General features: G+C 36.5%; 12 protein-coding genes. All 12 read left to right on the top strand.

The window, feature by feature from the left end; translation table 11 throughout:
• Positions 1-8 precede the first annotated feature (8 nt).
• The 12 genes from citZ to dnaI all read left to right on the top strand — a co-directional run bounded on the left by citZ (position 9) and on the right by dnaI (position 13,278).
• On the top strand, positions 9-1,127 hold the full coding sequence (gene citZ, locus BBS29_RS04175; protein ID WP_068129313.1) for a citrate synthase: 1,119 nt from the start codon (positions 9-11) through the stop codon (positions 1,125-1,127).
• 27 nt (positions 1,128-1,154) lie between these two features.
• Positions 1,155-2,417 (top strand): NADP-dependent isocitrate dehydrogenase, encoded by a 1,263-nt coding sequence (gene icd, locus BBS29_RS04180; RefSeq protein ID WP_040928717.1) that lies wholly within the window; start codon positions 1,155-1,157, stop codon positions 2,415-2,417.
• 87 nt (positions 2,418-2,504) lie between these two features.
• Positions 2,505-2,993 (top strand): preQ(1) synthase, encoded by a 489-nt coding sequence (queF, locus tag BBS29_RS04185; protein ID WP_068129314.1) that lies wholly within the window; start codon positions 2,505-2,507, stop codon positions 2,991-2,993.
• Between the two features lie 9 nt (positions 2,994-3,002).
• Complete coding sequence (queC, locus tag BBS29_RS04190; protein ID WP_068129316.1) at positions 3,003-3,644, top strand: 7-cyano-7-deazaguanine synthase QueC; 642 nt, start codon at positions 3,003-3,005, stop codon at positions 3,642-3,644.
• Between the two features lie 94 nt (positions 3,645-3,738).
• Positions 3,739-5,295 carry an AbgT family transporter gene (locus BBS29_RS04195; RefSeq protein ID WP_068129318.1) on the top strand — a complete coding sequence of 519 codons (1,557 nt, stop codon included), beginning with the start codon at positions 3,739-3,741 and terminating at the stop codon, positions 5,293-5,295.
• A gap of 89 nt (positions 5,296-5,384) precedes the next feature.
• Positions 5,385-7,982 carry a DNA polymerase I gene (polA, locus tag BBS29_RS04200; protein WP_068129319.1) on the top strand — a complete coding sequence of 866 codons (2,598 nt, stop codon included), beginning with the start codon at positions 5,385-5,387 and terminating at the stop codon, positions 7,980-7,982.
• Between the two features lie 5 nt (positions 7,983-7,987).
• Positions 7,988-8,848 carry a bifunctional DNA-formamidopyrimidine glycosylase/DNA-(apurinic or apyrimidinic site) lyase gene (gene mutM, locus BBS29_RS04205; protein WP_068129321.1) on the top strand — a complete coding sequence of 287 codons (861 nt, stop codon included), beginning with the start codon at positions 7,988-7,990 and terminating at the stop codon, positions 8,846-8,848.
• Between the two features lie 4 nt (positions 8,849-8,852).
• Positions 8,853-9,443: a dephospho-CoA kinase gene (coaE, locus tag BBS29_RS04210; RefSeq protein WP_068129323.1), complete on the top strand. Its 591-nt coding sequence runs from the start codon at positions 8,853-8,855 to the stop codon at positions 9,441-9,443.
• Between the two features lie 45 nt (positions 9,444-9,488).
• Complete coding sequence (gene gap / locus BBS29_RS04215; protein ID WP_068129325.1) at positions 9,489-10,496, top strand: type I glyceraldehyde-3-phosphate dehydrogenase; 1,008 nt, start codon at positions 9,489-9,491, stop codon at positions 10,494-10,496.
• A gap of 105 nt (positions 10,497-10,601) precedes the next feature.
• On the top strand, positions 10,602-11,066 hold the full coding sequence (nrdR, locus tag BBS29_RS04220) for a transcriptional regulator NrdR (RefSeq protein ID WP_068129326.1): 465 nt from the start codon (positions 10,602-10,604) through the stop codon (positions 11,064-11,066).
• Positions 11,059-12,336 carry a replication initiation and membrane attachment family protein gene (locus BBS29_RS04225; protein WP_068129327.1) on the top strand — a complete coding sequence of 426 codons (1,278 nt, stop codon included), beginning with the start codon at positions 11,059-11,061 and terminating at the stop codon, positions 12,334-12,336. Before nrdR ends, BBS29_RS04225 begins: the two co-directional genes overlap by 8 nt.
• A gap of 9 nt (positions 12,337-12,345) precedes the next feature.
• Complete coding sequence (gene dnaI, locus BBS29_RS04230) at positions 12,346-13,278, top strand: primosomal protein DnaI (RefSeq protein ID WP_068129329.1); 933 nt, start codon at positions 12,346-12,348, stop codon at positions 13,276-13,278.
• Positions 13,279-13,576: the final 298 nt, after the last annotated feature.

Consider the following 13,576-nt stretch of genomic DNA (forward strand, 5'->3'; position numbering starts at 1 on the left):
TAAATTCTATGCCTGAAATGAAAGCTGGTTTAGAAGGTGTAGTAATTGGAGAGTCAAGAATTAGTTCTATTATCGGAACTCAGCTAACATATGCTGGTTATGAAATTGATGACTTAGCCGAAAATGCAACGTTTGAAGAAGTCGTTTATTTACTATGGAACGACCGCTTACCAAACGAAGAAGAGTTAAAACAATTTGAAGCGGACTTATTTAAATATATGTCACTCGCTCATGAAGACGAAGAAGTATTTAAAATTTTCGCTAAAACAGGTAATCAGCCGATGGCTGCATTAAGAACGTCAATTTCATATCTAGGTATGCTTGACGATGAAGCGGATATTTTAACTGAAGAAGCAAACAAGAATAAATCAATCCGTATTCAAGGAGCGATTCCTGCGATTGTTGCTAACTTTGACCGCTTTAGAAAAGGTTTAGATGTTGTTAAACCTAAAGAAGAATACGGCTTTGCTAAAAACTTCTTATATATGTTATACGGTGAAGAGCCGACAGATGTACAAGTCGAAGCGATGGAAAAGGCACTTATTTTACATGCTGATCACGAAATTAACGCATCGACATTTACTGCTCGCGTATGTGTTGCGACGTTATCTGACTTATATTCAGGAACAGTTGCTGCGATTGGAGCGTTAAAAGGACCACTTCACGGCGGAGCAAACGAACAAGTGATGAACATGTTAACTGAAATCGGTAGTTTAGATAAAGTTGACGAATATATCCATAAAAAACTTGAAAACAAAGAGAAAGTTATGGGTATCGGTCATCGCGTGTATAAAGAAGGAGATCCGCGTGCGAAGTACTTAAAAGAAATGTCTCGTAAGTTAACTGAAGAGACAGGTGAGCCTGAATTATACGAAATGTCTACACGCATTGCTGAAATTGTAGAAGAAGAAAAAGGGTTATTACCAAACGTCGATTTCTTTAGTGCATCAGTGTATCACTCAATGGGTATTTCACATGACTTATTTACTCCAATATTCGCTGTCAGCCGTACGTCAGGTTGGCTTGCACATATGTTAGAACAATATGCAAATAACCGACTCATTCGTCCACGCGCAGAGTACACTGGATATACGAGTAGAAAATACGAACCAATTGAAAGTAGATAAATTTATACACATAAAGGAGATTATATAATGGCAGAGAAAATTACTTTAAAAGACGGCGTTTTAAACGTACCAAACACACCAATTATTCCTTTTATTGAAGGAGATGGAATCGGTAAAGACATTTGGCCAGCAGCTAAAAAAGTAATCGATAGCGCTGTTGAAAAAGCGTACAACGGTGAAAAGAAAATTGAATGGTTAGAAGTTTATGCAGGACAAAAAGCATTCGATAAAACTGGCGAGTGGTTACCACAAGATACACTCGACAAAATTAGTGAGTACTTAATCGCAATTAAAGGACCACTTACTACACCAATCGGTGGAGGAATCCGTTCATTAAACGTTGCGTTAAGACAACAACTTGATTTATACGTATGCTTACGTCCAGTAAGACATTACAGCGGTGTACCATCACCAGTTAAAAATCCTGAAGACGTCGATATGGCGATTTTCCGTGAAAACACTGAAGACATCTACGCAGGTATCGAGTTTGAATCAGGTAGCGATGATGCTAAAAAACTTATCAACTTCTTACAAGATGAAATGAACGTGACTAACATTCGTTTCCCAGAAACATCTGGAATTGGTGTTAAACCAGTATCTAAAGAAGGTTCCGAACGCTTAATTAAAGCAGCAATTGAATATGCACTAGAGCATAACAAACCGACTGTTACACTCGTTCATAAAGGTAACATCATGAAATTCACTGAAGGTGGATTTAAAAAATGGGGTTACGAGTTAGCTGAAAGAGAATATGGTGACAAAGTATTCACATGGGATGAATACGATAGAATCGTTGAAAAAGAAGGTAAAGAAGCTGCAAACAAAGCACAAGATGAAGCGGTTAAAGCAGGTAAAGTCATTATCCAAGACTCAATCGCAGATATCTTCTTACAACAAATTCTATTAAATCCATTAGATCACTCAGTTGTTGCAACGATGAACTTAAACGGAGACTACATCTCTGACGCGCTTGCAGCACAAGTTGGTGGAGTAGGTATCGCTCCAGGTGCGAACATTAACTACGACACAGGACATGCGATCTTTGAAGCGACTCACGGTACAGCACCTAAATATGCTGGTTTAGACGTTGTAAACCCATCATCAGTTATTTTATCTGCAGTTCTTATGTTAGAACACCTCGGTTGGAAAGAAGCAGCTGAGTTAATTAACAAATCTATGGAAACAACAATTGCTAACAAGACAGTCACATACGACTTCGCAAGACAAATGGACAACGCTACAGAAGTGAAAACTTCTGAGTTCGGTGACTTATTAGTAGAAAACATGTAATAGAGATTTTATAGAACCACTGATGTGGTTCTATTTTTTATTTGTTTCTTATATACTTGATATGACTATAATTAAAGGAGAATTATAATGAAAGACGACACGATGAAAGACTTAACATTACTCGGAAATCAAAATGTTCAATATCCGATAACGTATGATAACAGTGTGTTAGAGACGTTTGATAATAGTCATCCTGAAATGGATTATATGGTGAAGTTTAATTGTCCAGAATTTACGACACTCTGTCCGATGACGAATCAACCAGATTTCGCAACGATTTATATTAGTTATATCCCTGATATTAAAATGGTAGAGAGTAAATCTTTAAAGTTATACTTATTTAGCTATAGAAATCATGGAGGCTTTCATGAAGCAGCTGTGAACACGATTATGAGAGATTTAATCGACTTAATGGATCCAAAATATATTGAAGTGTGGGGTAAATTCACACCGCGAGGTGGAATTTCAATCGATCCATATGCAAACTACGGTAAACCAGGAACGAAATTTGAAAAAATGGCTGAAAAACGTCTTTTTGAACACGATATGTATCCTGAAAAAATTGATAATAGATAGGAAGTTTATATGTCTAAAGCATTAATTGTATTTAGTGGTGGTCAAGACAGTACGACATGTTTAGCATACGCATTAAAACATTACGATGAAGTAGAAACAATCACGTTTCACTATAATCAAAGACACGCTGAAGAAGTTGAAATCGCTCAAAAAATCGCAAAAGATTTTAACGTAAAAAACACTTGTATCGATGTATCGTTAATTAACGATTTAACAGAAAATGCGTTAACGAGAGATATCGACATAAAATCAGATGGTGACGTGCCGAATACATTTGTCCCTGGTCGAAACATATTATTTTTTAATATCGCGAGTATCGCGGCGTATCAAATCGGTGCTGATACGATTGTAACAGGTGTCAGTGAAACTGATTTTAGTGGTTATCCGGATTGTAGAAGTGACTTTGTTACAGCGTTAGAGCACGCGATACATCTAGGACTCGATCGTCATATTAAAATTGACACACCACTTATGGATAAGGATAAAAGTGAAGTGTGGGAAATGGCAGATGAACTCGGTGTATTTGATTATGTTAAAAATGAAACGCTCACGTGTTATAACGGTATAAAAGGATCAGGGTGTGGAGAGTGCCCGGCTTGTATTCTTAGAAATGAAGGATTAGAAGAGTACGAGAAAAGGAAGTTCAATTAAACATTTGAATATGAGATATACTTAAACCCCTATTGAAATATTGTATATTTTCTGACAGAATAGACAGATATATACTTTTAATGGGGGTTTATATATGGAGAACATTAATAAAAAGGGTGGCGTGTTCCAGAAGTTTCTCGACTTCGTTGAGAAATCTGGGAATAAGTTACCACACCCTGTGACTTTGTTTTTCCTGCTAGCAGTTTTAACATTAGTCGCTTCTGCGATTTTATCTGCGCTAGGAATTTCAGTCGCGCATCCAGGTGACAAAAACGAAATAATTGAGGTCAATAACTTATTAAGTAAAGACGGAATTACATATATATTTGAAAATATGGTCGATAACTTTATCAACTTCGCACCATTAGGTGTCGTACTTACAACGATGCTCGGTATTGGGATCGCAGAACGCTCTGGTTTAATTTCTGCAGCGTTACGTGGTTTCATCTTAGCAATTCCGAAGTCTTTAATTACTGCAGGGTTAGTGTTTGCAGGTATTATGTCGTCACTAGCAAGTGACGCAGGATACGTTGTATTACCACCACTAGGGGCAGTTATTTTCTTAGCACTTGGTAGACACCCAATCGCAGGACTTGCTGCAGCGTTTGCTGGGGTATCTGCAGGGTTTAGTGCGAACCTCTTACTAAGTGGTACGGATGCGATGCTCGCAGAACTTTCAATGGACGCAGCTAAAATGATCGATCCAGCGTACGTTGAGACGATGAACGTCGCGATGAACTATTACTTTATCGCAGCGAGTGTGTTCGTGTTAACGTTAGTCGGTTGGTTCGTTTCAGATAAAATCGTCGAACCACGTCTAGGTACGTATGACTCTAAATATTTAAACACAGATGATTCAGAAGATATGCATGCGTTAAACGATTTAGAGAAAAAAGGATTACTTTACGCATTTATTTCAATTATTGTTTCAGTATTACTTGTTTCTTTACTCGTTGCATTCCCATTCTCACCAATGCGTGGAGATGAAGGTAGTTACATGGATCAGATTATCCAGTCACCGTTCATGTCAAGCTTAGTACCAATCATTGCAATTTTATTCTTTATCCCTGGTCTCGTTTATGGTCTTGTTACAAAAACGATTAAAGGTGAAAAAGATGTTGCGCATCAGTTAACAGATACGATGAACACGATGGGTACTATTATCGTACTTGCATTTACTGCTGGTCAATTCGTTGCATATTTCGCCGAAAGTAACATCGGTATGGTAATCGGTGTTTATGGTGCAGAATTACTTGAGAGTTTAAACTTAAAAGGGATTCCTTTAATTATAGGGTTCATTTTAGTTACAGCATTCATTAACTTATTCATCGGAAGTGCATCAGCTAAATGGGCGATGATGGCACCGATATTTGTTCCAATATTAATGCAACTCGGTTACTCACCAGAATTAACGACAATGGCATATCGTATCGCAGACTCAAGTACAAACATCATTACACCATTAATGACGTACTTCGCAGTCATTATCGCGTTTGCCAATAAATATGTAAAAGATATCGGAGTCGGAACATTAATTTCAATTATGCTACCGTACTCAATATTTTTCTTAATCACATGGTCAATATTCCTAATCGTTTGGATGCTACTTGGTTTACCATTAGGACCAAACGCGCCGATCGTATATCCATAAAAACACGTCTTCGGACGTGTTTTTTTAATTTGGAAAGAAACTATTCGACTTGTATAATGAAACTAATAACAAGTTGAGGGAGACTTACTATGGATAAGTTAATTTTAATAGATGGTAATAGTTTAGCGTTCCGTGCATTTTATGGACTTCCACTTTTAAGTAACCAAAGTGGACTGCATACGAATGCTATTTTTGGTTTTCAAAAAATATTAGATAAAATTATACGTGAAGAAAATCCAACTCACTTTTTAATTGCATTTGATGCAGGTAAAAAAACATTTAGACACGAGAAGTACGGAGAGTATAAAGGTGGACGTCAAAAGACACCACCAGAATTAGGAGAACAGTTTGCGCCGATTCGTAAATTAATCGATGCATATGGTATTAAACGATACGAAGAAGCGAATTACGAAGCGGATGATATTATCGGTTCGTTGTCTAAATTAGCAGATGAAAACGGCATGGAGACGATTATCGTTACCGGTGACCGTGACTTAACTCAACTCGCAAGTGAACATGTGACGATTTACTTTACGAAAAAAGGTGTCACTCAAATCGATAAATATACGCCGGAGTTTATTGAAGAAGAGTATGGGCTTCGCCCAGAACAAATCATTGATATGAAAGGCTTATGGGGAGATACGTCTGATAATATCCCAGGTGTCCCTGGAATTGGTGAAAAGACCGCGATTAAGCTGTTAAAAAAATACGATTCAGTCGAAGGTGTCTACGAACATATTGAAGAATTAAAAGGTAAACAGCGCGAGAATTTAGAGAACTTTAAAGATGATGCATTTATGTCTAAAGAACTCGCAACGATTTATAGAGATATGACGTTTGAATTTAGTTTAGACGACTTAAAACTTCCGCCTGAAGACGTCGATGCGAAAATTAAAGTATTTAAAGAATTTGAATTCAATTCGTTACTTGAAAACTTAAATGAGTCGCCTGTAAAGAATACGACGACTTTTGAAGCAAATCGAGTCGACCGCTTAGACATGCTCGGTGAAGATGTTTCTTTATATTTAGAGAGTGAGGAAGCGAATTACTTATTAAATGAACCGACTGTACTCGTAGTCACTGATGGTGAAAATAGTTATGTGATAGCTACTGAAGATATAGATAAAAACGAACTCGAAGAGTTTTTAAAGACGAGAAAATCAGTGAATACGTATGACTTAAAACGACAAATCGCATTTTTAAATCAATTAGGTGTTTCATTTAATCAATTTACAGAGGATATTATGCTCGGGGCATTTTTACTTGATCCTGGTAAAAAAATTGAAGATGTCAGTTCGACTGTTGAACAATTTAACATTCAAATCGATAGCGACGAGTCTCATTACGGTAAAGGGCGTAGTAAGAAAAACCCAACGATTGAAGAGACGAAAGATTTTACAGAAAAGAAAGCCTTAGCAATCCATCATGCATTACCACTTTTAGAACAAAAACTAAAAGATGATGATATGTTTACGATATGGAAAGAATTAGAAATTCCTTTATCTAAAGTGTTATCTGAAATGGAAATTAAAGGAATCACAGTAGATATTAATACGTTAAAAGAAATGGAAACAGAGTTAGAGGAACGTCTCGATCACTTAAAAAGTAAAATCTATGAAATCGCTGGAGAAGAGTTTAACATCAATTCACCGAAACAACTCGGTGTAGTGTTATTTGAACATTTAGAGTTACCAGTAATTAAAAAGACGAAGACAGGTTACTCAACAGCAGCGGATGTATTAGAAGCGTTACGTCCACAACATGAAATTATCGATTTTATTTTGGAGTATCGTGAAATTCAAAAATTACAATCGACGTATGTCATAGGATTACAAGGACAAATTCATGAAGACGGGCGCATTCATACGAGATTTAACCAAACGCTTGCTCAAACGGGACGTCTATCTAGTGTTGAACCAAACTTACAAAACATCCCAATTCGATTAGAAGAAGGGCGTAAAATTAGAAAAGCGTTCGTCCCAAAAAGTGAAGAGAACGTATTATTATCACTCGACTATTCACAAATCGAGTTAAGAGTCCTTGCATCGATTTCTAAAGATGAAAAGATGATCGACGCATTCAAAGAAGGCAAGGATATTCACACGACGACGGCAGCGAACGTGTATAACGTCGACTCGAGTGACGTTACGAGCACAATGCGTTCAAATGCCAAAGCGGTAAACTTCGGTATCGTGTACGGTATTTCTGATTACGGATTATCTCAACAACTTGGGATCACACGTAAAGAAGCGAAAGCGTTTATTGATACGTATCTCGATACGTTCGTAAACGTGAAAGAGTATATGAAATATATCGTTCAAGACGCAAAGCGCGACGGTTACGTATCGACATTGCTTGGTAGAAGACGTTACGTTCCGGATATAAACTCACGTAACTTTAACGCGAGAAGCTTCTCAGAACGTATCGCAATGAACTCTCCAATTCAAGGAACAGCAGCTGATATTATTAAGCTTGCGATGGTGAATTATTATGAGAGTGACCAAAAAGATAAGTTCAATGCCGAATTACTACTACAAATTCATGACGAACTTGTCTTTGATATTCCAAAAAGAGAAGTAGATGATTTCATCGTCTTCATTAAAGATATTATGGAACACGCATTAGAGATGGAAGTACCATTAAAAGCTGAATATGAATACGGTCCAAATTGGTACACAATGGAGTAGATGATATGCCAGAATTACCTGAAGTTGAACTCGTAAAAAGAAGTTTGACGTCTTTAATCGGTTTAAAGATTAAAGACGTCGTCTTTTCAGACACTGTCATAAGCGGACATACAAATGACCGAATGACGATTGTGAAAGAACCAATCGAGTCTTTTTTAAATATAAGAAATTCAACGATTATTAATATTAAACGTCGTAGTAAATATATGTATTTTGAACTTATGAATGATGAAGGCATATTATATATGATTAGTCACCTCGGTATGAGTGGTGGTTTCTTTATCGTTAACACGCTTGATGAAATTACTGAGGCGAACTATAAAAAACATTGGCACGTTCAGTTTCATTTAAGCAATGGCCAAATTTTAGTCTACTCAGATATTCGTAGGTTTGGAGAAGTAAGAACGATTCGTGATTTAAACGACTTTCTGCCTTTTAAAAATATGGCGCCTGAATATACTGAAGAAACGGCTAAAAACTATTTCGTCGAAACGTTAAAATCTAACCGTTATGACAATTCATATATTAAGACAATTATTATGGATGCTAAAATTATCCCAGGTGTTGGGAATATCTATGCTTCTGAAGCGTTATATAGAAGCGGGATTTTACCGACGAGGCGTGTCAAAAATATTTCTAAAAAAAGATTAGAACTATTATTTGATAAAATCGTTGAAGTGTTTGAACTATCGTTAAATGCTGGCGGATCGACAATTTCAGATTATAGAAGTACAACGGGAGAATCCGGTAGTATGCAAACAAAGTTCAAAGTATACGGGCAAAAGTTCTGTCCGAAAGGTCATGAAATAAAAACGAAAACAATCGGGCAGCGCAACACGTATTACTGCACGACATGTCAGAGGTGATAATATGTACAAATCAATCGGAATTACAGGCGGCATTGCGAGCGGAAAAAGTACAGTTAGTCATTATTTAAAAGATAAAGGATACGTCGTGCTCGATGCAGATATCTATGCAAGAAACGTTTTAAATAAAGGAACAGAAGGTTTAAAAAAGACCGTCGAACACTTTGGTAATGGTATCTTAAACGATGACGGTACGTTAAATCGTGAGAAATTAGGTCATATCGTATTTAACGATAAAGATGAACGTGCTGTATTAAACTCGATTACGCATCCGATCATTCGAAAAGAGATGAACGATGACAAAAATAAAAATTTAAAAACAGGCCACGTATTTTCAGATATACCGCTTCTTTATGAAAACAAACTCGAAGACCAGTTTGATTTAGTCATCGTCGTCTATGTCGATGAGAAAACACAATTAAATCGTCTGATGACGCGTAACGATTTTACTGAAGAAGAAGCAAGACGTCGTATAGCGTCACAGCTATCTTTAGAAGAAAAAAAGAAACGTGCAGACATCGTCTTTAATAATAACGACACGAAAGAAGCGTTATATAATCAGATTGATGATTTTATTAAACAACTTAATGACTGATATGCTATAATGAACATGACTAAATTCTAGGAGAGATTATTGACTATGACAAATGTAGCGATTAATGGTTTAGGAAGAATTGGTAGACAAGTATTTCGTATCGTTCATGAATCAGATACGTTAAACTTAGTAGCAGTAAACGCTAGCTATGATGCAAAAGATTTAGCGCACTTACTAAACTATGACACAACTCACGGTAAATGGGAAAAAACTGTTGAAGCTAAAGATAATGACACTTTAGTAGTTGACGGAAAAGAAATCAAAGTCACTCGTGACAGAAACCCAGAAAACTTACCATGGAAAGATTTAGGTGTAGACATCGTATTTGAAGCAACTGGTGCATTTAACCACGGTGACACAGCATCTAAACACTTAACAGCAGGAGCGAAAAAAGTCGTACTTACTGGTCCATCTAAAGGTGGAGACGTTCAAACAATTGTACTAGGTGTAAACGACAAAGACTTAGACGTTGAAAAATACGACGTATTCTCAAACGCTTCATGTACGACAAACTGTTTAGCGCCTGTGGCTAAAGTGTTAAACGACTCATTTGGCATTAAAAAAGGGTTAGTAACTACAGTTCACGCGTATACTTCAGACCAAAGAATTTTAGACAACCCACACAAAGATTTACGTCGTGCGCGTTCAGCAGCTGAAAACATCGTTCCAACATCAACTGGAGCAGCAAAAGCAACTGCACTCGTATTACCAGAACTCGAAGGTAAATTAGACGGAATGGCATTACGTGTTCCAACTGACAACGTTTCATTAGTAGACTTAGTTGTTGAGTTAGACAAAAACGTAACGAAAGAAGAAGTAAACGAAGCGCTTAGAAACGCTGCGAATGGAGATCTTAAAGGTGTCCTAGGTGTATCTGATGAGCCACTTGTTTCAAGTGACTTCAACACAGATTCACGTTCATCAATCGTAGATTCTGATTTAACGATGGTTATGGGTGACAACCAAGTTAAAGTACTTTCTTGGTACGATAACGAATGGGGTTACTCAACGCGTACAGTAGAACTCGTTGAACGTGTTGCAAAAGAACTTTAATTCAAAGAACCACTCTCTATAAGACTTTTCTTATAGAGAGTTTTTTAATCGATTTAATAAATAGTCAATCATGTTATACTAATAAAAAAAGAATTAGGTGATTTGATGCGATGCCCAGTATGTAGTCACGAAAACACAAAAGTCATCGATTCACGTCAAACAGATGATATGACGAGTATACGTCGTAGACGTGAATGTGAATCTTGTGGTGCAAGATTTACAACGTTTGAACGTATTGAATTATCACCTCTTATGGTTATAAAAAAAGACAATACACGTGAACAATTCGATAGAGATAAATTATTAGACGGTCTTATGAAATCATGTGAAAAACGACCGATTAGTTTTAAAGAAGTAGAAAAGTGTGTAGATAATGTAGAGAAGAAACTTAGAAACAAAAACACAAATGAAGTGTCATCGACTGAAATTGGTGAAGTCGTTATGGAAGAATTGATGCAGCTGGATCAAGTGGCATACGTTCGTTTTGCGAGTGTGTACCGAGAGTTTACAGATATTAACCAACTCATGGACGCGCTAAAGCATTTAGAAAAAGGTGAAAAAGGTGAGTAGTTCACTAACGCCACGTACGGAGTTTATCGTCCATAACCAGCAGTATATTTCTGAACATGACCGTACGATGTTAAATGATATATATATGCCGATTCTCGGTAGTGTTGCAGTTTCTATTTATATTTATTTACATGATTCAAGCCGAAAGTTTGAACCGCTAGAAATTAGAAAGCATAGCGAAATTATCGATGAAATGAATATGACGTTGTCTATATTTTCATCAGAACTTGAAAAATTAGAAGCGGTTGGCTTGGTTAAAACGTATGTGAATGATGACGCACATATTGATCAACTCATCTACGAAGTAAAACAACCGTTAACAGCAACAGAGTTTTTTAACGATCCGATGCTGAGTATGTTTTTATATACGAAAGTCGGTAGTGAGTTATTTAATAAAAAAAGAGAGTACTGGAAATATCCAAAACTTCCAGATAATATCACTGACGTCAGTCGTAAATTTACTGAAGTATTTTCAAATATTTCTTTAGAATCATTTAAATTACCTGAAGATCATTACGAAGGTAGAAATAATAGTACAGGTAGCAATGTGGAACAGGATGACTTCGATTTTGAAGTACTATTTACTCATTTAAGAGGAACGTTTGTCGACCGTAAATTCTTTACTCAGTCTGTGAGAGAAAATATCGTCAAGCTCTCAGAGCTTTTTCATCTAAATGCATATGAAATGAAAAAAATCATCGTAAAATCAACAGACAAATCAAAAGGTATCGACTTAAATATTTTAAGACGTGCAGCACTCGATTATTATCGACATGAAAAAGAAGATGAAAAATTACAACCAGAAGACACACCTACAAATGAAGATTACTTTACGTCGCTTGACCGTATTAGTCCAGTTACTCGAATTCGTCAGTTAAGAAATAACAACCCATCAAGAAGCGATGAACTAATCGTAACACGACTCGTCACAGAGACGAATTTAAATAACGGAGTAATCAACGTACTGTTAGAGTATGCGTTAATGCAAAAAGACGGACAATTATTTGACAATTATGTATTTACAATCGCGAGAGATTGGGAAAGTAAAGGATATCAAACGGCTGAAGAAGCAAAAGATGCAGCGCTTACTTTTTACAATAACCAATCGAAAAAGAAAAGTAACTATCGTGTAAAGCGTCAAATTGTCGAACCGAAATGGTTTAATGAGCAAAAGAAACAAAGTTCAGACCAGACAATGCATAATAAAAAAGTAACAAAAAAACAATCGACATCGATTCAAGAAGCAATCGACCGATTTAGAAAGTTGTAGGTGAAATAAATGGAATCATTAAGCGATATGATGAAAAACAATCCGCTTTTTAATGCACATAACGAACGTAATGAAGAAACGTACGAAATGATCATCAATTCACCAAAATTTAGACAGTTTGTAAATGATTCTGGTGTCTCTGTGACTCGAGAGATGATTCAAGACGAACTGTTAATGATAAAAAAGTTTGTTGAACAAGATTCAGAATGTGTTCAAGATGAAAATGGTCATTGTAAGTCTCATCCAGACGGTTATGTCATTAACTTAGAAGTTCGAAATGGCAAAATCCATCACTATTTAACACCGTGCAAAGTTAAGGTCGAGAGAGATAAGTACAAAGAAAAACAAAAGCTGATTCAAAGTTTTTTCATCTCTCAAGATATCGTGAACGCTCATTTTGATGACTTAGATATTATCGAAGGGTCAAACCGTGAAGAAGTGATCCATAAATCGATTGAAACGGTCCATAATATTGTGAGTAAAAATGACTATAGAGGGTTATACATTCACGGTAACTTCGGTGTTGGGAAGTCATTTTTCCTCGGGAGTTTTGCGAACGAGTTAAAAGAAAAGAATGTGAGCTCGATGATTATATATGTACCTGAACTGTTACAAGAACTTCGTGCAGGGTTTAAAGACAATACGAGTGATGATAGAATTCGAGCGCTTAAAGAAGCGGATGTGTTAATGTTAGACGATCTCGGTGCTGAAGATATTACTGCATGGAGTAGGGATACAGTACTGACACCGATACTTCAAAGTCGAATGGCAGAAAAACGACCGACGTTTATCAGTTCAAATTATAGTATTGATCAGTTGGTCGATTTATATGCAGTAACGAAAGATGGTACGGTCGATAAAATAAAGGCGACACGTATGGTGGAAAGAATTCGTGCATTGACGTATGAAGTTGAATTAGTTGGGCCGAATTATCGCCATTAGTACTTGGCAGTTTATTCAGAGTAATGTATAATATGCTTAACAATTGATTTTAAACATTAAAAGGACACAATTTTTTTGATTTATTTATAGAGAGTGCATGGTTGGTGAAAATGCATAATAAAGCATTAAAGTTACTACCTTTATTAATAATAGCTTAATCGCTATACGCTTTGGAGCGTTATCTCCTATTTCTGAGGCAAGTCTATTTGTCGACTTGTGAATCAGGGTGGTAACACGGCACTACAGTCGTCCCTATTATTAGGGGCGACTTTTTTTATTAAATTTTTGGAGGAATTAC

Source organism: Nosocomiicoccus ampullae, assembly GCF_001696685.1.
GTDB classification, from domain to species: domain Bacteria; phylum Bacillota; class Bacilli; order Staphylococcales; family Salinicoccaceae; genus Nosocomiicoccus; species Nosocomiicoccus ampullae_A.

What these genes read in the sequence shown, in the direction of transcription:
- coaE (WP_068129323.1), top strand. Translation starts at nt 8,853, where the DNA reads ATGTACAAATCAATCGGAATTACAGGCGGCATTGCGAGCGGAAAAAGT.
- queC (WP_068129316.1), top strand. Translation starts at nt 3,003, where the DNA reads ATGTCTAAAGCATTAATTGTATTTAGTGGTGGTCAAGACAGTACGACA.
- BBS29_RS04195 (WP_068129318.1), top strand. Translation starts at nt 3,739, where the DNA reads ATGGAGAACATTAATAAAAAGGGTGGCGTGTTCCAGAAGTTTCTCGAC.
- dnaI (WP_068129329.1), top strand. Translation starts at nt 12,346, where the DNA reads ATGGAATCATTAAGCGATATGATGAAAAACAATCCGCTTTTTAATGCA.
- polA (WP_068129319.1), top strand. Translation starts at nt 5,385, where the DNA reads ATGGATAAGTTAATTTTAATAGATGGTAATAGTTTAGCGTTCCGTGCA.
- nrdR (WP_068129326.1), top strand. Translation starts at nt 10,602, where the DNA reads ATGCGATGCCCAGTATGTAGTCACGAAAACACAAAAGTCATCGATTCA.
- queF (WP_068129314.1), top strand. Translation starts at nt 2,505, where the DNA reads ATGAAAGACGACACGATGAAAGACTTAACATTACTCGGAAATCAAAAT.
- citZ (WP_068129313.1), top strand. Translation starts at nt 9, where the DNA reads ATGCCTGAAATGAAAGCTGGTTTAGAAGGTGTAGTAATTGGAGAGTCA.
- mutM (WP_068129321.1), top strand. Translation starts at nt 7,988, where the DNA reads ATGCCAGAATTACCTGAAGTTGAACTCGTAAAAAGAAGTTTGACGTCT.
- icd (WP_040928717.1), top strand. Translation starts at nt 1,155, where the DNA reads ATGGCAGAGAAAATTACTTTAAAAGACGGCGTTTTAAACGTACCAAAC.
- gap (WP_068129325.1), top strand. Translation starts at nt 9,489, where the DNA reads ATGACAAATGTAGCGATTAATGGTTTAGGAAGAATTGGTAGACAAGTA.